Annotated in this window: 17 protein-coding genes and 1 tRNA gene; 5 read left to right on the forward strand and 13 right to left on the reverse strand. The window is 38.2% G+C overall.

Annotated elements, in window-relative coordinates; genetic code table 11:
- Positions 1 to 346: 346 nt before the first annotated feature.
- The 8 genes from SRRS_RS26815 to SRRS_RS26850 all read right to left on the reverse strand — a co-directional run bounded on the left by SRRS_RS26815 (position 347) and on the right by SRRS_RS26850 (position 9,295).
- Complete coding sequence (locus tag SRRS_RS26815; protein ID WP_371364876.1) at positions 347 to 913, reverse strand: GH25 family lysozyme; 567 nt, start codon at positions 911 to 913, stop codon at positions 347 to 349.
- Between the two features lie 463 nt (positions 914 to 1,376).
- Positions 1,377 to 1,452, reverse strand: a tRNA-Gly gene (locus tag SRRS_RS26820).
- Between the two features lie 275 nt (positions 1,453 to 1,727).
- Complete coding sequence (locus SRRS_RS26825; RefSeq protein WP_371364878.1) at positions 1,728 to 1,898, reverse strand: hypothetical protein; 171 nt, start codon at positions 1,896 to 1,898, stop codon at positions 1,728 to 1,730.
- A gap of 857 nt (positions 1,899 to 2,755) precedes the next feature.
- Complete coding sequence (locus tag SRRS_RS26830; protein ID WP_371364880.1) at positions 2,756 to 4,210, reverse strand: reverse transcriptase domain-containing protein; 1,455 nt, start codon at positions 4,208 to 4,210, stop codon at positions 2,756 to 2,758.
- 37 nt (positions 4,211 to 4,247) lie between these two features.
- A complete protein-coding gene (locus SRRS_RS26835; RefSeq protein ID WP_371364883.1) occupies positions 4,248 to 5,114 on the reverse strand; it encodes a hypothetical protein in 867 nt (288 codons plus the stop codon).
- An 84-nt stretch (positions 5,115 to 5,198) separates the two neighbouring features.
- Positions 5,199 to 5,690: a hypothetical protein gene (locus SRRS_RS26840; protein WP_371364885.1), complete on the reverse strand. Its 492-nt coding sequence runs from the start codon at positions 5,688 to 5,690 to the stop codon at positions 5,199 to 5,201.
- A gap of 78 nt (positions 5,691 to 5,768) precedes the next feature.
- Positions 5,769 to 8,336: a DEAD/DEAH box helicase gene (locus tag SRRS_RS26845; RefSeq protein WP_371364887.1), complete on the reverse strand. Its 2,568-nt coding sequence runs from the start codon at positions 8,334 to 8,336 to the stop codon at positions 5,769 to 5,771.
- Entirely contained in the window at positions 8,333 to 9,295 is a 963-nt protein-coding gene (locus SRRS_RS26850; RefSeq protein WP_371364891.1) for a DUF1837 domain-containing protein, read from the reverse strand. The genes SRRS_RS26845 and SRRS_RS26850 overlap by 4 nt, the downstream gene beginning before the upstream one ends.
- A 297-nt stretch (positions 9,296 to 9,592) precedes the next feature.
- On the opposite strand from SRRS_RS26850, the gene SRRS_RS26855 reads away from it, so the two are divergent.
- A complete protein-coding gene (locus SRRS_RS26855; RefSeq protein ID WP_371364894.1) occupies positions 9,593 to 10,183 on the forward strand; it encodes a tyrosine-type recombinase/integrase in 591 nt (196 codons plus the stop codon).
- Positions 10,184 to 10,264: 81 nt separating this feature from the next.
- On the opposite strand, the gene SRRS_RS26860 is transcribed toward SRRS_RS26855, so the two are convergent.
- The 3 genes from SRRS_RS26860 to SRRS_RS26870 all read right to left on the reverse strand — a co-directional run bounded on the left by SRRS_RS26860 (position 10,265) and on the right by SRRS_RS26870 (position 12,262).
- Positions 10,265 to 11,044, reverse strand: a complete 780-nt coding sequence (locus tag SRRS_RS26860) for a hypothetical protein (protein WP_371364897.1) — start codon at positions 11,042 to 11,044, stop codon at positions 10,265 to 10,267.
- A 279-nt stretch (positions 11,045 to 11,323) separates the two neighbouring features.
- Positions 11,324 to 12,004 carry a hypothetical protein gene (locus SRRS_RS26865; protein ID WP_371364900.1) on the reverse strand — a complete coding sequence of 227 codons (681 nt, stop codon included), beginning with the start codon at positions 12,002 to 12,004 and terminating at the stop codon, positions 11,324 to 11,326.
- A 36-nt stretch (positions 12,005 to 12,040) separates the two neighbouring features.
- The gene (locus tag SRRS_RS26870) at positions 12,041 to 12,262 is read right to left on the reverse strand and encodes a hypothetical protein (protein ID WP_371364903.1); all 222 of its coding nucleotides are present in this window, start codon (positions 12,260 to 12,262) and stop codon (positions 12,041 to 12,043) included.
- A gap of 930 nt (positions 12,263 to 13,192) precedes the next feature.
- On the opposite strand from SRRS_RS26870, the gene SRRS_RS26875 reads away from it, so the two are divergent.
- From SRRS_RS26875 to SRRS_RS26885, 3 genes are all read left to right on the forward strand, one after another.
- Complete coding sequence (locus SRRS_RS26875; RefSeq protein ID WP_371364905.1) at positions 13,193 to 13,522, forward strand: DUF6166 domain-containing protein; 330 nt, start codon at positions 13,193 to 13,195, stop codon at positions 13,520 to 13,522.
- Positions 13,519 to 14,112 (forward strand): ERF family protein, encoded by a 594-nt coding sequence (locus SRRS_RS26880; protein ID WP_371364909.1) that lies wholly within the window; start codon positions 13,519 to 13,521, stop codon positions 14,110 to 14,112. Before SRRS_RS26875 ends, SRRS_RS26880 begins: the two co-directional genes overlap by 4 nt.
- An 82-nt stretch (positions 14,113 to 14,194) precedes the next feature.
- Positions 14,195 to 15,520 carry a phage/plasmid primase, P4 family gene (locus SRRS_RS26885; RefSeq protein WP_371364912.1) on the forward strand — a complete coding sequence of 442 codons (1,326 nt, stop codon included), beginning with the start codon at positions 14,195 to 14,197 and terminating at the stop codon, positions 15,518 to 15,520.
- A gap of 552 nt (positions 15,521 to 16,072) precedes the next feature.
- Here SRRS_RS26885 and SRRS_RS26890 read toward each other — a convergent pair.
- On the reverse strand, positions 16,073 to 16,507 hold the full coding sequence (locus SRRS_RS26890) for a hypothetical protein (RefSeq protein ID WP_371364914.1): 435 nt from the start codon (positions 16,505 to 16,507) through the stop codon (positions 16,073 to 16,075).
- Between the two features lie 1,190 nt (positions 16,508 to 17,697).
- Here SRRS_RS26890 and SRRS_RS26895 point away from each other — a divergent pair.
- The gene (locus SRRS_RS26895) at positions 17,698 to 18,348 is read left to right on the forward strand and encodes a hypothetical protein (protein ID WP_371364916.1); all 651 of its coding nucleotides are present in this window, start codon (positions 17,698 to 17,700) and stop codon (positions 18,346 to 18,348) included.
- 36 nt (positions 18,349 to 18,384) lie between these two features.
- Here SRRS_RS26895 and SRRS_RS26900 read toward each other — a convergent pair whose 3' ends face one another.
- Complete coding sequence (locus SRRS_RS26900; RefSeq protein ID WP_371364918.1) at positions 18,385 to 18,864, reverse strand: hypothetical protein; 480 nt, start codon at positions 18,862 to 18,864, stop codon at positions 18,385 to 18,387.
- Positions 18,865 to 18,947: the final 83 nt, after the last annotated feature.

Below are 18,947 nucleotides of genomic sequence, written 5' to 3' on the forward strand. Positions count from 1 at the left end.
GAAAAAATACTTTTCTTAGTTGTAATATCCCCGTTACCCTGACAAAAAAAATGTCCTAGCAACTAAGTTACTAGGTGTTTATAGGGTGGTGTTATAATATAGGAGTGTCTATATGAACAGGGAATTAATTCTCCCTGTAGATTTCCGTCTGCCTATATTTAGAATTATATATGCTTATTTTTAGAATATCTTTAGAAAGGTTACCGAAAATGGAAAAGCCGTTCAGGTGAGCGATAAAACTAAACAATGTAAAATAACGTCACGCAGTATAGCCGCCTGGCGTTTGGTTACACTAAAAGTAATTACTCCTCTCCCATTAATAGCCGTCAAAAAACGGCTATTTTTTTTATATATAACAGATATTCCCGTCAAAGGTCTGGCCGTTTATATCCAAGTTATCAGTATACTGCCACATGTACCCTTTGATATCATCATTCTGGCCCCACTGTGCATTCCATACAGCGCAGCCAAGACTACGCCAATCGATATAGTCAGTTAGCCAGAAATAAGACGCGTATATGCCGCAATCAAAGCCAACGTTATCAATAAATGCTTTGCACATGGTAGTGATTTCCTCCGGGTCAAAAGCAAAACCTTTTCGCTGCTTGTAGCCGTCAGCATCTTCCATATCAAAAAATACAGGCAAATCCAAAGTAACACAACCAAATTCTATCGCTTCGCGGCAATTCGCTGCTTCCTGAATTGCATTTTCTACGCTCAAGGCATAGGAGTAATGATACGCCCCAACTTTTAGCCCGGCTGCCTTTGCTCTCTCCACGTTTTCGGCAAACATTTCGTCTCTTGAATAAAGGCCATATGAACATCGAATCATAACGAATTCAATGCCGGCATCCACAACAGCCTGCCAATTTACAATACCATTATGTTTAGATACATCAATACCTTTAATCACTTCAATCCCTCCCAACTTCGTTCTACTAAATACCAGAATGGTTCTAACCCTTGTACCCCGCATCCCTAAGCTTCTCTACTATACTTATAGTGTCTGTCGTCGGCAGATAGTACCAGGAAGCCTGTAAAAAAATGCGCCACCACCAGCCATTCTATCTACCTGAGCTGCAACTATTACATTTTTCGTAGATCTCTTTCATTACCCCACCCCCATCTAATTCCATACATTCTTAAAGGTTACGAAAATAAACACCTTAGTAAAAGCATGCATAAAATAACCGCTATCAATAGCGATATGGGCACGCGGTAGATAATCACCTAATAAATACCCTGTTTTCCGTTTTTTCCTAGCTTTTTCCTGCTCTTTAATAACGTTAATACTTGCTTCCAACGCGGTCATGCGTACGTCAAGAGACTAAACAAAAAAAGCCTTCCAGTATAATACTGAAAGGCTTTGATTCCAATGGAGCGGAAAAATGAGGATCAAACTCATCGCCTTCGACTTGGACAGCCAACGCTCTATCACTAAGCTATTTCCGCAATTTATAATATAAACTTACTATTATTTTACAGTAAAAATAAATTTATGTCAATCATAAAATCTTTTTATCAAAAAAAAGCTCTTCCCTCGGCCATTTGACCGAGAGATGAGCAGTATTTTTTTTACCGAGCAACGGAGCGCCTCCCAATCTACTACTTTCCCCAAAGTTAGTAGACCCCACCATACTCCGTTGCAACAATGTTATTATACTACACCTAAAGCAAGAAAAACAACCTTCTGTTTTTATAGTATATGCGTTTGTTCATATCTTCCATTACAGAGCCCCTACCAGCCAACACAGTCCCGCAACTGCCAGCACAACAATTATCACGCTTACATATATTATCCACTCAGGATGGTTATGCTTGACGGCAGTATATTTTACCCAATCATCAATTCTTTGACCGGCATTAATAATCTTGCTTTTAACTTGCTCTTTGTCCATAGATCGTTCCTCCCTACTCATATTTTATGTTGCCATCAAGCAACCGGTCACCAATTTCTAGATTATCAGTAAAATTCCACATATATCCTTTATGTCGTCCGTATTTCCCCATTCGGCATCCCAGACAGCGCAATTCAATGACCGCCAATCAATCACCGTTAACTTTAGCCTCAATTTTCCGGCCTCTTGCTTTAATCTATTTTTAAGAAGTACATTTACACGTAAACAATTCGAGAAATAATTCCTGCACTATCAACAAGTCGACTCAATCAACATATTATATTAATAGAACGGAGGTGCTATATAAAGTATGCGCAGATTGCGGGAATATCCAGATATAGAATATTGGGAAGAGCAAGAAGAAAAGCAAAACTTTAGAGTTGCATGTAATCCTTATGCTTGCCATCCAGTATTGTACTGTTACCCTAGGCCATGTTATCCACGTAGATGTCGGCCTTACATTTGTCATCCGCACCCTTAACAAAATAGCCGTCCATTTCGGACGGCTATTAATTATATTTGGCAACGGAAATTATTACACACTTATAATAAAATCTGCACACCAATTGCATTCCTACATAGAAAAATGGTTCCCGGACACATCCGAGAACCATTGATTTTACTGGAGCGGGCAACGAGATTCGAACTCGCGACCCACGGCTTGGGAAGAGCCGAGAGGAGAGCGAGATAAGAAACCTCTGAATCCGCATAAATACTGTATTTTCTTAACCTACGTCCGAGTACAGTATAACATAGATACCGACTTCTGACTACCCAAAGATAAGAGAAGTTGGGAAATTAATGTGGGGCAAACTGGGACTTCATAAATATGTATCTACCATTCTGTAACTAGTTCTTTAATTATTCGTACATATATCACAAACTAAATGCATAAAGTTACTTCCGTTGCCTGCGTACTTATAGACTTGATTTCTTTTTGCCTTTTCAAATTTTAACAAACCGACAACAGCGCAAGCTGCTGGTATACTGCTTGATGAATTTCGAAGATATACTTCTTTAAGTTCATACAACCCAAAATTATTATTCTCGACCTCTAAAATTGCCGCTTGTATTATTGGGGTCGAACACCTATGGTTAAATATCTTTAATAGTATTTCAGCATACTCTTTTCCAAAACAAAAGCGGTCAATAATAATACGAGTAATCCAAAACAGCTCAAACTCATGTATATATTCTTGAGCAATCTTTTGTTTAACAATCCCCCAAATTTCTCCATTATCATTTATATCACTCATATACTGATATAAATTCTTGGTCAAGCTTGGATAATTACTCAAAACGAGTTCAATTAAATAAGAAGCCTCCGACTGGTCAGATTTGAGAAGAGCCAACACCAGCTCAACATCTTCTTCTGCTAAACTATTTTTTTTATTTAACAATGACTTGAGATATTCTATTTCCTTGGGTTCAAGTTCTACCTCAATATCTTCATCACCATCATAGTCTTTCGCGAACTCACGCTTTCTCATCAACGATTTCTGAATTTTGTCCAATTTCCGCTCCTCAAAATCGGATAATTTAGAACCAAATTTAGTTTTTTCAGGATTTAAAGCCAGGCAACGTTCACCGATAATAGATTGTAATTTCAGCACATCTTGCTCGAGGGCATCGAGATTATTCGAAAATAAAAAGACATCATCTAAGTATCTGATAATGGCTGAACTTTTCAATTCAAGAGACCCTTCGATAAAGTTCAAAAAAAAGTTGCCTATTACTTTAGCTGGAAAAATCCCTTGCGGAAAACAATTCACGGAACGACCACTATTTATCTCTCGTAAGAACTGCCCCAATTGTTCGCTTTCGGGTTGATTAATATTACGCGAAATAAAACTGACAACATCATGATGATAAAAACTATTAAAACAATTTGCTATATCTACTTTTGCATAATACTTATATTCCTTTTTTAGGTCATACTTACGCATTCTAAAGGCATGATATTCCTTCAATGAATTAACGGGATTATTCTTATCAAACGAATACCCATACTGTTTTTTATTTGCTTTTGGAGTTTTATCTTTCTGGAATGATGCTGAATTACGATGTGTAAAATCATATATATAAAATGCTGATACAGGGTCTAATTGCAATATCTTTCTTGCATGAAACTTGTCTTTTAATGCATACACAACTGGTGATGGTAAGAAGGAAGCATGGTCATTCGCAGATAATATTTGCGAGAAGAGATATTCTCGAATTTTAGCTTCACCAAGTTCTGCTAATAAAGCCGTGCTCCTTAATGGCATTAGTCCTCTTATATTGTCCTGCGCAATATATTCAATGAGTTTCATATTCTCCTCCAGAAGCATTAATGCAAGGCTTGTTTAATTAAACAATAATTAAGCTACTATAATCTTTCATAGAACCAATTTTAACTTTTATTGGTTCTAATCTATTTATAGACTCTAACGGTACAAAGACAACTCTATATTCTAGCTGATACCAGTAATTAAATAACTTTGTTCCAAAAACACTTAGCGGTGTCGCTGGTGGATTTAATGGGTCTATATATAGGACTGGGATACCAAATCCACCCCCCTTTTTATTGAACTGTGTTTTAATGGCATCAATTACGTTTTTCACAAACAATTCAGGGTTTTTTATAATAAGACATGCATTTTTTTCAAAGTCTCGGAACAACCTAATATCTACTTTTTTCGCTACGCAGTAAATATAGTAATCCGTTGGTGACTCTAAACACAATCTAATATTCCCTACAGGTTTTATAGGTATTTTCTGTTCTCCCTGTACTATTCTAACCCTATTAGGATGTAGATTTAACTCTCTCCTAAGTTCATCATCACGTTGTGCATAATTTAAATCGCCATTAGTAAAAATTGAAGCAGGATTTATTAATACCTCCCCACTCTCGTACATTTTACTCAGATGTTCAGCATTACCGTATTTAACGAAATACCTACTTTTAGGTAAACTCATTTTTTCCATTACATCTACAAAACTTGCCATGTTATTAAAAATCAGCAGCTTTTTTAGGTCTTCGGCAATTTCCCTAGGTGGAAATTGCATGCCCCTTAGAGCCAGTTCAACCTGCATCTCAGTAAGTATCGGGTACCAAAACTTACTCTTCTCATCTGGCAATCGTAAAGAGTATTTACCTTGGTCACTTATTGTTAAAACATTATGCAATATGTCCAAGCATCTTTGAAGCAATTCATCCTCTGTTAGATTCTCCATGTACCTATCGCTTAAATAACGGGTTCGCCATAAGTCAGAATTTCTCACGGCTCTTACAAACCTCATTTCAATAAATTCATTATGCTAATTCCATGTGTTTTGGGGATTCACCAATTCATTTAGAATAATAAGTAAGCGAAACCAGAGAGCAGTAAGGGGAAGTCCCATAAACCCTACATTTCCAAAAAATATTTTGAGATTATCAATTTCCCAATATTGATTCCCGAATAATATAAATAAGCCTAAGCAAGTGATGCAATCAAATATTTTTTTGTAATAGTCCTTATTTTCCAAGATGTTTTTCTTCAAAGCTAAAAAAATTGCTGTATATACTGTCAATGGGAAAAGAAAAATATATATCTTCCCCCACTTCACAGCTTGGTCATAACTAATTACATTTGAATCCATTAAATATTTAACAGTAACGTGCATTATTGGCATCGTCGACAACGGTCCCATATATACTATCCCAATAAAGAGCATTGCCAGTAATAGCTTAATATATGGGAGCAACCATTCAGGTATAATTTTTCCTATGAAAATACTTAAATTCCTAACTTTAACGTATCTCTTCACACCAATACCTACTTTTTATTCATTCCTTGAGAGATGCCAGTCGACCTTCCAAATGACGCATTTTCAAAGAAAAAACACCTATCCTAATACTTTATTAATTTCTCTGATACAAATATTATTGATACCTAGTTCCTCAAAATTCTGTCGGATTATCCACTCATGTGCTTGGTCTCTGTCCATATCCTTATTAGCATTTTTACTGGTTAAAGTAGCCGCAGTAGTGCGTGAAAGACCAATGCCAATAAAACTTACCATGGTCTTTGACGATGCCCCCAATTCTAAAAATGTGGCTATGTTAGGGATTTTATCAATTAAACTACCATTTTCTGTTCTTTGTAAAGCTTCCTTAAGTAAGTCAATATAACAGCTAGTATGCTTTACATATCTAAACCTTAAGTCTTGCTCAACATCATTCATTACTTCTCTAATTACTGTTGCTATAGATATCTTACGCTTAGCCATTTTACTTTTATATTTATAAGCATCTTCAATAAGCAAAGCTAAAGGTTCTCCTCGCATCCAACGCAAAGCTAATGGGGCAAAATAAAAATGCTCTCGGTTTTTCCCTGGCAGTTTCTCTAGATTAGTGTGTATCCGCTTAAACATTTTCCACAGACTTTCATAAGAATATTTCCATTCTACAAGAGGATGAACAGGAACTACGTAAGACGCCCCCCGTTCCCTAATTTTGTTTACTAAATATTCTAATAGTTGTTGCTGGCGATAGGGAGAAATACTTATATGTTTCATTAGAATGGCTTCAGGTACATTAATAAGTTTAGACGCCTCTTCGATAAATGGAATGATTTGTTGTTTTAATGCCTCGCGCTTTTCTAAATTGATTTTCCCAAACGTTATATCTAATGAATTGCTACGATATTCATTAAATAGTTTTACAAATGTATTTTCGAGCCCTTGTTGCTGTCCAGATGAATGTTCAGTGTCTTTTATAAAGGCAATAAGCTTTTCGGTTCTTTCAATAATATTAAATAAATACGATGGAAAAATCGGCAACTTTTTGTCTTCAGTAAGCGGGTCAACTAGCCAGTTGGATAGATTAATTAAAAATAACTTTCCTTGCAAATCTTTACCTAACCTACCTGCTCGACCTGCGAGATTCCAAAAATCGGGGACGGAAATTGGAATTGGCTGACTATTACCCCATTTTCTTCCTTTGGTTGGATTTAGCATAAATAAATTTTGGGCAGGTAAATTTACGCCATGAAGTAAAGTGCTAGTACAAACCAGATATTCTAGCTTTCCTTCTTCAAATAAATCCTCAATCGTTTTTCTAATAATTGCAGGCATATTACCATAGTGAAATGCAATTCCTTGTTCTAACGTTGAAGCAAGTCGATATTCCTTGTGTATTTGCTCTTTAATAAATTTTGCAAACTCAATAACTAAAGGGTCAACTTTTTTATTACTCCTCTCTTGCTCTTTTATATCTGAAAGCATCAGTGCAATGTCTTCGCATTCAGCAGGTCCACCAGCATATACTAAGTTTTTTTCGGAGCATCCAAATTCCCAAGCTAAATTTACTAATATAGAAGTATCATCATAAAGTCCTCGTCTAGTTGTTTTTGTTTCAAGAAAATGCTTCTTTGGGTTTAAAAACATTGAAACAGAAACCTCATACGGGTTCGTCGGAATAGTATCAAGAAATATTATGTTTTGTGTCACGGGGCTTTCCTGCTCATTAATTACATTAGCAGTAATCCCAAAAAAATCAGGTAGCATTTCGGGATTACTGGTCAGAGGTGCAGCAAATAGTATTTGAGGCTTGCGAAACTGGTTCAACGACTTCTCAATAACCGTTTGTAAAATTATACCTCTACTATCTTCTGCAATAAGTTGTGACTCATCAACAACTAACAAATCACATACTAATTCAGTGGTTTCAGACAGAATTTGAAGTCGTTCTTGTGTTAATACATAAAGAATTTTATTTGACAGAGCATTCTCATTCGATACCGTTGGAATTGTCGACACAGTAATATTACTTGAAACCTCACGCATTTGTTTCTGTAAAGAACTTGAGACTTGATTAATCAATGCCCGCGTAGGAACTAAATATACCGCTATGAAATTCTCTGTAGTTAAAGCTTTATTTGCAATATATTGCTGAAACGCAAAGGATTTACCTGCCGAAGTCGGAGCACTGATTGAAACTGATATACCCGTCTCTAAGAACGACCATAATTTCCGCTGAAAATCTGTAAATAGTAATCTCTTTCCCCTAAATATTTCTACCGTATTATTATCTTCATGCCACAAGTTTTCTAAGGCTAGCGGTAGAGGAGTAAGAAAGCCTTTAAGCTCAGTTTGGTTTTCAATTAATTTTATGGACGGGAAATTTCCCAGCCTCGAAAGGATTAAAGTGATTATATCTTGTAGGCCATCATACTCATTTTTACTTAATACCCAGATTGAAATAGCTATCTTATAAGCAGCTTCTCTAAATTTTGGCTCAGTAGATGATGAAAATGTGGCTGCACATTGTAATAGGCGTTTTGTAATCTTTCTTTCAATATTTAATGCCAATGTTAAATCAAGTGATTTTTTAACTGCCGCAGATAAAATAAGGTTATAGTCTTCATGAAATTCTTGATGACCCCATATACGCCATGCCAGTTCTTCTATCATAAAGCAACACCTAGCTTCGATAAAAATTTTTGCCTTATCTGATTTACATCCTCAAATGGCAACAAAAAAAATAAGAAATGCAAATCTTGGAGATTTTCTGCATTGATTTTTTGTTCGAACAATTTACAAGCAGAAACAATACGTTCTAAATACTGCTCTTCAAAATCTTGAATAAATCTTGTTTTGTCTAATTGCTGCAATTTAGATAAAAGAGGTAAATTAAATCCGACAAAACAGGCAAACTTATCCTGTACGTTATTCGACCTTGCTTCATACGGGTCAAAAAACTTGATTAATTCTTCTTTCAGTTTGGGGTCGCTAATCGAAATATGGTCTTTGATAATTTCTAGGTCTCGCTCACGAGGTGCCCCTGTCCCATCATCAGTAACAAAATGTTTAACTGAATCACAAACCTCATCTAGTGCTGATGACAACTGTTGATACAACTTCGATTCTCCCCAGTACAATTGCAACATATTTGTATTATTATCGAAGGACACATGAATACCATCACTGCCATGTACAGGCATATTTGAGTTAGTTTTAAGGTACATTTTGCACGCTATTTGCGGTGCACCAAGTATTGCTTCAAGTATAGTAAACAGTATTAGTTCAGCAGGTTCACCCGTGGTGTTTTGCATATTTTTTGCTCTAATAAATAAATTCTTTGCCTTATCTTGAAGTTCAATAGTATAACGTTCGTCATTAGTAGCAATATATTTTTGACGATATTCGAGAATTACATCGTTAGGTATGCAAAACTTTACAACCCTCCAATAAATGAACTCTATAAATTCATCTATCGTAGGTTGTCCATTTTTAAATGGTAGATAAAAAAAGCGTCCTGAAACATTCATACCCTGTACTTCCCAGGTATAAGAAACTTCGTTAAAGCGTGCATTCGTTCCGTTATGGCCTCTAGTTTTTACATAGTCAACTAATGCCTGATTGAAATCCATAATTATCTCCATTTAAATCCTAGTTTTTATATTTCACCACGTCGGTTTTACCCAACCAAACTTTTCACAAAATAACGTATATTGTTACATTCCTCAAATTTTTTGATTTATAATTTTACAAATAATAGCATAATTATAACACTTTTCCCATATGATTTATATCCATAGATTTGAAATTCAATCAAATATTTGGTAGAATTGTAACAAATTAAACTTCATATGTTACCAAAATAAAAATAAACGAACTGGAAGCCAATTAACTTCTAGTTCGTTTTTCATTTTCGAGGAGGTATCCCTATGTTACCAATATCAATATTTCCCCGTGCATTATCCCAAACTTTTCGCCGTGAATTACCAAAATACTTTAATCAGGCGGAACTAAGACTAATTTTATCAGAAGAATTGCGTCAAAAAGACTATTCAAGTTGGTTCTTAGTTTTCTTTTTATCGCGAACAGGGTGCCGTATTACTGAAGCAATTAATATTACCGTAGCAAGCATTGATTTTTCATCCCGTACCCTTCGCGCCCGAATCCTAAAACGCCGCGACATTTATGAACGAGCTATTCCTCTTACAGGTGAAGTCATTGGCGTCATAGCTGAGTATATTGCAAGCATTGGGCTTCAAAGACACGATAAACTATTCTCTTTTACCAGAAAAACCGCATATATTAAAGTCCAAAAGGCTTGTCGGAAAGCTGGTTTTGATGATAAACGCTGCCATCCACATACTTTACGCCACACTTTTGCTGTAAATGCTATCCTGAATGGCGTGCCTATTCCCGTCCTGCAGAGTTGGTTGGGTCATAGAGACATCTATAATACACTTGTCTACACGCAAGTTTTGGCAACTGATAGTCGGCAGTTTGCGGAATACCTACAATGGTGATAATAAATAATCTATCTTATACACTCATTTACTCCACATATCTCAGTACCAGTTCAATAACTTCCGTCAACTTACAAGTCTTTAGTTATATATATAAGATACAGAAGCATCTTTCTTATTAATTCTTATAGGCACGTGAGCTTCCACTTCAACTCCGCAACCCCAGACACGATAAGTGCCTCCATAATTTTTCTTTGCCTTAATCGACTTGGCTATATTTTCTTGCGCCACTTGGTCAGTTATTCCTAATTCTTTAACTTTGTTAATTATTAACCCGCACGCACTATCAATCCCGCGTTCGCCACTAATTCTGTTTTTAGAGTCTATACCCTCAAAGCTTTCATAAAATCCATAACCTACAGCCACTATTTCCCAATAGGCATCCGTCTCTTTAAACTCTTTAATAATAGCAGGTCGATTATAAGGTCCCTTTTTCTCAAATGGGTTTATATTTCTTGATTTCTCGCATTGAACTTTAAATCGAAACGTTATTTTGGTTACTCCTGTGCCCTCATCAAAAAACGACTTTCCATATTTGCCTGTGGTATCTTCATCTATTACTTCTGTCGGAACATCAAAAATATCTCTTGTAAGGTTAAGACCCTCCGTTTGAATAATTCGTTCACGTAAAATTCGACGAGCATCAAATCGTGCACCACTTTCCGCAAATTTTTTTGCATCCTCAACTGTGCTATGGCCTAAAGAAACGGTTTTTTCAACCCATACTGGCATATCTATCGTTTTATTAAAAAGAGCTGCTTTCGCACTTTCACTTAACTCGCCAGAATTTGCATAAACACAAAAAGGAAAAAGACCAAATATGCAAGCCACAAGCAAAATCATGCAATAGCGTCTAATCATAGAGCCTCATTCATCTCCTTACCTCTGCTAATTATTCAAGCCCTCTCGTTTCAAACCTTTATAAAACCTTCGGTCCACCATTTCTGGTTGAGGTTATATTTGGAAACGTGGAAACCATTAGGATATTCCCTGAATCCTGGAAGACTTTTATAATCTTTGGCGGTAGCTTCCGCTAGTTCCTTTTCAGCGAAAACCTCAATTATTTTGACCTCTTCCTTCGGAACTTGCCCCTTAACTGGGATTTCATATGAATGGAACATAAATATTGTGATTTATAATTTATTTATGCTCGTGACCAAATAATAATTTATAGGCGTAAACTCTATATTTTTCAGGAATTTTAATGTTTAACTTTTGAAGAACCTCCACAAATTCCAATATTGCTTTTTCCTCTCCATTATGAAAATCATCCCAAAAATCGTTACGCCATTCTTTAGGCCCAATGATAGCTCCTATAGAATAATTATGAAAAACCCAGCCATCAGGTATTACTTCCTGAGTAAGTTTAAACAAGTCTGCTGGAGCTAGGTATATTTGCTCGCTATCATCTATTATTGTGTAGTTAAGAGAATACCCCACTTTGGGTAAAAATTTATGCTGGATACTGATGACGTTATATGTTTTTCCAATAGTAAAACCATCAAAATTGCGTTCTGGGTCTTTAGCCTCATACTTTCCTCTATTCTTAACACATAAAGCTTCCAAAGCTTTGCTTTCGATATAGCTCTCTCGATTTATCCTTCGCACTTCTAATATACCGCTTATCAACTTTATAAGATTATAGCAAGCATCCTTTTGATGGTACTCAAATGATATTAATTCAAGATATTCGGTCTTCGATAAGCTCTGCTCTAAAACTTCTTCGTTGTTATAAACCCACTTCTCTAGCTTCTTTATATCAGATTTACCATCTAAGAAGTCGAATAGCATTCTCCCAAATTCTTTAGATAAGGCAGTCATACCCCACCTCCTCCACTGAAATCAGCACAACCAATATTAGTCAATTATCTCAGCAATATAAAGCGGTACATCAGTTTTAATACTCTTCTTTAAACAGTTCATGTGACAAAACAATTGCTGCTCTTGCTGACGTTCAAGTGTTTTATCCCAATTTGAAATTACGATTAAACCTGTAACATCCATCTGACCAGACTTAATTTTATTACCGCAAAAACAGCAACTATATCCTTGATTGCTCATATATTCACTTCTTTTCATTTCTCTAACGCATAAATCTTGACCGCTTTATCATTACCGCACTCAAAAAAGTATATTCTCTCGCACTCTGGGCATCTCCAAGCATCATATTTAGGAGAGGGCAGGCCTAAAGGGTCGATTGAATCACAATTGATTATAGCGTCCCATTCCTTATCGGTATAAACAATTAGTTGAATATCGTTTGGCGACATGCCATTCCATAATGTTGCACCACACCTACATTGTATCCTAGCCATTGGTATCTCCTTTACATTAAAATACTTTATACAAACATGCCTGTTCTGCTAATTCGATATACCTCTATGCGTTCTTTATACGAAATCAATTCTGTAACTCCTCTACGCAAAGTCAATTGTAGTCAAATTAAGATTGTCGATTAATTATTTCACCAAATAATAGATATAACCTCTTTTAACCAAAAATCAAGCCAGCGCTCCCCAGAGGATTGCTGGCTTTTCACTTGTCATAGTTCTTGTTTCTATTGCAATAGTATATTCTTTTTCATTATCGGAAACCCGCTTCCGCCATCAGCCTCGCCAGGATACCACAGCCCATTATGCCAGGCGCCATTTTGGCCATTAGCTAATATGTCTTAGCACCGCGACATTGCTAATACATTAATCCTATACGCAGGTTCTCGACGCTGTTTTTTCCACTTTATGGATTGAATCGTTGGTAAAAATATTTTTCAAATCGTCTTCAAAATCAGTCACTTTTTTGCACATTGGTACCATGTCCTGTGCATCAAAGACAAATTGCTTTGTTTTGGTTAGTTTTAGTTAGTCGTGTCCATTACCAGTGGGCTCATTGTAAATATTATCCATTAAAATAAACTTTTATATACCCCCGTTTTTTCAGAAAAAGTATTTTTAGACGTGTTATGCTATGAATTGTCCACCAGGAAAGAAAAAATTGTAAAGGAGTGATTCTATGAAAACCCACGAGAAAAATATCTACATCAAACGTCTCAAATCTGGTCATCTGGTAACCAACGTTCCTCACAAAGTCATCAGCCATTCACCTGGAGGTTTTGAAATTGGCTATAACGGATGTGGCCCTGCCGATTTCGCCTTGAACGCTCTACTGATGATAACTACCAAAGAGAAAATCGCCTGGCGATACTATCAAGAATTCAAGCGTAAGTGGGTTGCACAACTTCCACCCGAAGGCGGCAGCATTAAAGTCTCCACTGTCCGTCAATGGCTCTATCGACGAATCCGCAACGCACGCCAAGAGCAACAAAAGGGGGAAACTATATGAAGAATATTACAAACAAACTGATTAACATCTCTCAAGAATGCGCTGCCGTTACCAAAAACGGTAAAAACGACTACCATAATTACTCCTACACCCAAGCCCAAGACGTCGCCAAGGCAATAAATTCCGCGTTTACCAAACACCGTATCGCTTCAACTGTCTCTCACGAAGTCTTACACTTTGACACTACCACCAACAAAAGCGGCAAGGAAGAACGCATTGTTACCGTAAAAGCCACTGTAACACTTATTGATACCGAAACAGGGGAATATGTCACTACCACAGGACTTGGCTCTGGTCAGGATTTGGGGGATAAAGCTGTTATGAAAGCCGAGACTGCTGCTTTAAAATATGCCTATATCCAGGCATTTAATATGAGCTGTTGCGGTGCTGACCCTGAAGCCGACCTCAGCGTCGATGAGCGCATGATAGGAACAGACGTACAAAAGCCACGGAAAACCATACAAAAGCCAGCATCTACCACTGTACAAACATGTTCTTCGTGCACCAAAGAGATATCGCCTAATATAGCTGAATATTCCCAACGCATTTTCAATCGTCCGCTGTGTATAGCTTGTCAGAACAGGCATTAACCTTAATTACTCTCTCAAAAGGAGGAGCTATATAGTGTAAAAAAATAACCTGCCTAGGCAGGAATAAAGCGAGGTAATTTTTATGAACAATAACCAAACTACAAACAAATCAAATACACCCGTTATCATCAAAGACTCCTGGCTGAAAAAAGACCAAAATGGGCGCGATGTCATTAACGCCCCTACTTTATCTGAATACATCGTTCAACAATACCATCTCTTATTTGCAAATGGCGAACTGCATTATTATAATAACGGCGTCTATAAAGCAGGCGCTTCCAAACACATTAGTAATATGGTTGTCCGACTATTGGGAGATAAGTTTCGTTCATCCCACAGCAACGAAGTACATCGTTACCTCAACGATTGCTACAGCAGTCAACCTACTACTTTAGATAAATCAACTCAGCTTATTAATCTTGAAAACGGCTTGCTCGACTGGAATGCTAACACACTATATGAGCATTCTCCTCACCACCTATCGAGCATTCGAGTTCCACTTACCTACGACCCTAACGCAACTTGCCCAAACATTCAACGTTTTTTTGCGCAAGTGCTTCCTATAGAATGTCATGACTTGGTCATTGAGCTATTTGCCTATTGCTTGTTGCCTACTACCAAACTAGATATCGCCACTCTCCTAGTTGGCAACGGCGGGAATGGAAAGTCCGCATTCCTCAAACTCTTAAAACATTTCGTTGGCGCAAATAATATTTCTGCCGAATCACTTCACGACATTGAGCAAAATCGCTTCCGTCTAGCTAGTTTAACGGGGAAATTGGTAAACATCTGCGCAGATATCTCAGGACAGAAACTCCCTTCCTGCGAAACCTTCAAAAAACTTACCACTGGGGATGAGATTTCTGTCGAGAAGAAGTACAGCATGCCCTATACTACCTGTAATTTTGCTAAGTTGTTTTTCTCCGCCAATCACCTTCCCAACTGCGATGATGTCAGTGATGGCTTTTTCCGCCGCTGGATAATCCTGCGTTTCCCAAATCAATTCTTACCTGGGACAGCCGACCCCGACCTTATGGACAAGCTAACAACACCACAAGAACTGTCAGGGCTTTTGAACCTTGCTATCCCTGCACTCCGCCGTTTAATGAGTAATAAAAAATTCAGCATTCCCCTTTCTGTCATACAAGAGTTGAATATTTACCGCACAGCCAATGACTCTGTAGCTGAGTTTTTAGACGAAAATTGCCAAGTGGAGCCGACTCAGCTTTACCCTAAAAAAGACTTGTTTAACGCATACATGGCATGGGCTAAATCGTGCAACTACAAGCCTTGCAATATCAAGCAGTTTACTCAACGGTTAATGCAACTTTATCCGCAAGTTAAAGAAGACCGTAACCATAGCAGGCGTCACTGGAAGGGAATAGTCTTTATTGGCAACGCTTCTTAACTTCATATAAACTTCTGCAAAAAGGTAGGGCATTATGTCCTGCCTTTTTGCATTTCAAGCTGGAACTACATGCTAAGCACGTACCACTATTTAATGAAGAAATACGTTCGGAAAATGGCAAAGACGTTAAGACTCAGCCTGGCACTACTTCTTATTTGCATAACTTGCTCACGGTTACAAAGCAACAGCAAAAATAGCCAGTCCCTCACGTCTTAACGACTTTTGCTAATTGTGGAAACACTGAACTGTAATCATATTATAAATTTTCACCTCAATTTAACAAGATACTGTGCTCTTCCCCAAAACCAAAGACGCCAAGACAGGATTTGCACATTACTTCTCCCTTTGCCAACTACTTTGATTTTCAGAAAATCAGAGATAACAGTAAATAGAAGTAAGCACAGCCACCCGTCTTAAAGGTCTTATTGATTTAAAAGAACGCTTTTTCATCATTTGCTGAACGTTATGTACATTTAAGTGCACAAGACGCATATGGATATCGCTTAGCAAATTCCCCCCTTATGCGTCTTGTGTCATCACATCTTACCGCTATTAGTTATCGCCACTATCGGAATTGGGCTTCCCGTGCATCCAGTTATCCATCTCTTTTAAAAAACACTCTCTGCAGCGGACCTGCTTAGTATCGTAATCAGGGAAGCGTTCCTCGCCAACCTCAATTAGTTTGCCGCAGTCCATGCAGATGCTAGCAACAGCAGGGCGCCGTTGCAATGCTTCCTTTCGGGAAAGATGGTCATAGAAACCTTGCGTCTGAAAAACCTTCTCAGCAATTTGCTGCGGCGATAAAGCAGTATCAATCGTATCATTCAGAACTTCTTCAGGAGCTTCAATCTCCACCGTCAGCAGCATTTTGTCCAGAGCCACTCGTTGAATGTAATAGAATAGTGCATGTTCGTCTTGCAACATGGATAAGTTGTCTGCTTCACGGATAATGTGTGCAAATCGATTAACTAATTTATTTTTATTCATATTTTGTCACCTCCATTCAGATATAGAAATAATATCAAAACTTTTTTCCATTACCAAAAAATAAACCCGTTTATTCTTTGGAACTACATAATATTTTTTGTTACGATTTAAATGTTTTCAAATTCTCATTTTTTGAGCGTCACTGGGCACGTCAGAACAGATGCTCCTCGCATTAGAGGCGGTTTACTGGCACGATAGACAGTACCATTAAGATTCGGTCTGGTAATTTTGAGTTTTTAACCATTCCGCAACTCCTATATGGAATATGGAATAACGAACCCCTCGGAAGCTAATTCCGACATGGTCAATGTCGTCTATGATAGATAACTTGTACGACAAAGTTGCGGGTCAACATGCAGATTGCCAATCTGCAGAGTTGGCTATGCTGTCGCTACTGTCCGCCTGCCAAGCGGATATGCAGACAGCATCGGCAAAGCGACGTGCATCGAGAGGTGCTTGCGTCGCTATGATGGGGGCTGCGGGCAATACCGCTTCTACCCACTGCAACCAAGCAAATATGGGCGACTTGGAAACGATGCATTCCCACCTGCGGGCGTGTGTCTGTTGAAATCAAAATGGTGCAAATCCATCCTGCGGGACGTTCGGAAACGGCGTAACGCTAGGCACGGCGGGGGAGTCAAGTGTCGAAAGACAACTGGTAAATAGCTCAACCCGTAAAGGAACTGTAGCAAGGTACAGTCTAAAGCCCCTACACCGAAGCATAGCTTGGAAAAGGTTGGGGCAACCGTGTAAGAGACTGCAGAGAAGTGACCAACTGCGTTGATGTCGTTAGTGTAGAGAAATCAGCATTTGCTGAAAGTAGCGGGGGTTTTACATATTCTACCCCGTACCGCAAGGCACACAAGCTAACGAATAGCAACTTGACTGCAGTCTTGATGATTTTGACTAACAAGGCAAGACCTGAACGGCGGCGGTGTGGCAACCGCCGTGCGAAGGTTGAGAGATTGGATGAGTAGGATGCTTTAACAAGCGCGACGCTGTTGCTGGTCAGTAATAGTGCGTTGGTTGTCAAGGTGGCACTTGACGAGAAGACCTGCCGAAAGTCCTTGCCGCATGCAATTTTTCGTACTGGGGATTATTCCCCATCCGTGTAAACCAACCTTGGGTTTATAGGGATGGCGAATAATTTGGCAGGGATGCCGTGTTCTTCGTCATCGGGAGGTGAAAACATGAACACTATTTGTCTTAGTTGGCAGGGATTGTTGCAAATGCTCGTTTACTTGCTATCGCGCGGCTACTATTTTTACTGCCCCATTCAATTAAGCATGGACAAGCAGGAAAAATGGGAAAAGACTGATGCAAAACTCATGCAAAAATATCAGGTCCGCCGTTCTAAATTCCAACGCTGCCGCCGTAAAGAGCAGGGCTTTGCCAATTTCTATTACTTACGGTGGCAACATATCGGCTTTATTTTGCATTCACAGGGTATCGTGGCAGATGACCTTTGCTATGACGATACATTTTTTGATATTCGCCGCCATGCTTTACAGCTCTCCATCAGCGAGAGCACTACCTTATCCATCTATGTCCAACGGGCTATCGGCAATAAGATATCTGTATCGGCACGAATGTCGCCTGGCATGTTCCGAGGCGCGAAAGCTGCTTTGAGCAATGTTACACGGTCTAAAAGCATCAAACAGATTTGCTATGAATTCAATAAATTGAACGGTATACCAGCCTATGCAGGCATCATTGAGCAAAAACGTTCCCTTGCCGCCTATTTAGTTAAACAGGCACACCGTCATCAACTGCCTCTTAAAGCTTCTCAACTGCGCATTTATACTCGCTTACACCGATACAAAGTGTTTGCAAAAAGTTGAACCCGCCATTTCTGGCGGGTTCTTTTTCAATCCGACTTATTGTTCAAAATAGAAGTTTTCTAAGAGCTTAATTCGCTTCATGGTTTCTTCGGCATTTAACGTTTCCTGATAAAGTCTATTCACCACCTTTTTAGAAACCAGAAGCATTCCTTCTTCCAACTCAGCTACTGGCTGCTCGGCAAAAGAATCTAGAAGCAATTTCTGCGCTGCATGTTCTTTGGCATAAAATGCTTCATACATATCAGTACCATAAGAAATTCCCCGCTTCAAAAAATATTCCGTAATTACGGAAACAAAAGAGCAATAAGCTACATTGCTTTCGTTAGGATAACGCTGCTTCAGTGATGCAATTATCGAGTTTGCGATATTATCTTCATCATTACTGCACCAAATGTCTTCGTAACTTGGCCCCGAAACGCTCTTAGTCAGTTCTTCGGGATAATCCTTGGGAGCCAGTTCAGGATTGAGGGTAATATTATAGTGGTCAAAAACGGTTTTGCGGTCTAACAATTTCATATCAATCAACTCCTTGGTATTTGAGGTTTTATTGTGATTAACAATTAGCGTTACTGCTGCAGTCAGTTTTGGTAATTGCCTAC

The organism is Sporomusa rhizae (genome assembly GCF_041428845.1).
GTDB classification, from domain to species: domain Bacteria; phylum Bacillota; class Negativicutes; order Sporomusales; family Sporomusaceae; genus Sporomusa; species Sporomusa rhizae.

Excerpts from the sequence above, each read along its gene's own strand:
- SRRS_RS26825 (WP_371364878.1), bottom strand. The coding sequence starts at position 1,898 with ATGGACAAAGAGCAAGTTAAAAGCAAGATTATTAATGCCGGTCAAAGA.
- SRRS_RS26830 (WP_371364880.1), bottom strand. The coding sequence starts at position 4,210 with ATGAAACTCATTGAATATATTGCGCAGGACAATATAAGAGGACTAATG.
- SRRS_RS26835 (WP_371364883.1), bottom strand. The coding sequence starts at position 5,114 with ATGGAGAATCTAACAGAGGATGAATTGCTTCAAAGATGCTTGGACATA.
- SRRS_RS26845 (WP_371364887.1), bottom strand. The coding sequence starts at position 8,336 with ATGATAGAAGAACTGGCATGGCGTATATGGGGTCATCAAGAATTTCAT.
- SRRS_RS26850 (WP_371364891.1), bottom strand. The coding sequence starts at position 9,295 with ATGGATTTCAATCAGGCATTAGTTGACTATGTAAAAACTAGAGGCCAT.
- SRRS_RS26855 (WP_371364894.1), top strand. The coding sequence starts at position 9,593 with ATGTTACCAATATCAATATTTCCCCGTGCATTATCCCAAACTTTTCGC.
- SRRS_RS26860 (WP_371364897.1), bottom strand. The coding sequence starts at position 11,044 with ATGATTAGACGCTATTGCATGATTTTGCTTGTGGCTTGCATATTTGGT.
- SRRS_RS26865 (WP_371364900.1), bottom strand. The coding sequence starts at position 12,004 with ATGACTGCCTTATCTAAAGAATTTGGGAGAATGCTATTCGACTTCTTA.
- SRRS_RS26870 (WP_371364903.1), bottom strand. The coding sequence starts at position 12,262 with ATGAAAAGAAGTGAATATATGAGCAATCAAGGATATAGTTGCTGTTTT.
- SRRS_RS26875 (WP_371364905.1), top strand. The coding sequence starts at position 13,193 with ATGAAAACCCACGAGAAAAATATCTACATCAAACGTCTCAAATCTGGT.
- SRRS_RS26880 (WP_371364909.1), top strand. The coding sequence starts at position 13,519 with ATGAAGAATATTACAAACAAACTGATTAACATCTCTCAAGAATGCGCT.
- SRRS_RS26885 (WP_371364912.1), top strand. The coding sequence starts at position 14,195 with ATGAACAATAACCAAACTACAAACAAATCAAATACACCCGTTATCATC.
- SRRS_RS26890 (WP_371364914.1), bottom strand. The coding sequence starts at position 16,507 with ATGAATAAAAATAAATTAGTTAATCGATTTGCACACATTATCCGTGAA.
- SRRS_RS26895 (WP_371364916.1), top strand. The coding sequence starts at position 17,698 with ATGAACACTATTTGTCTTAGTTGGCAGGGATTGTTGCAAATGCTCGTT.
- SRRS_RS26900 (WP_371364918.1), bottom strand. The coding sequence starts at position 18,864 with ATGAAATTGTTAGACCGCAAAACCGTTTTTGACCACTATAATATTACC.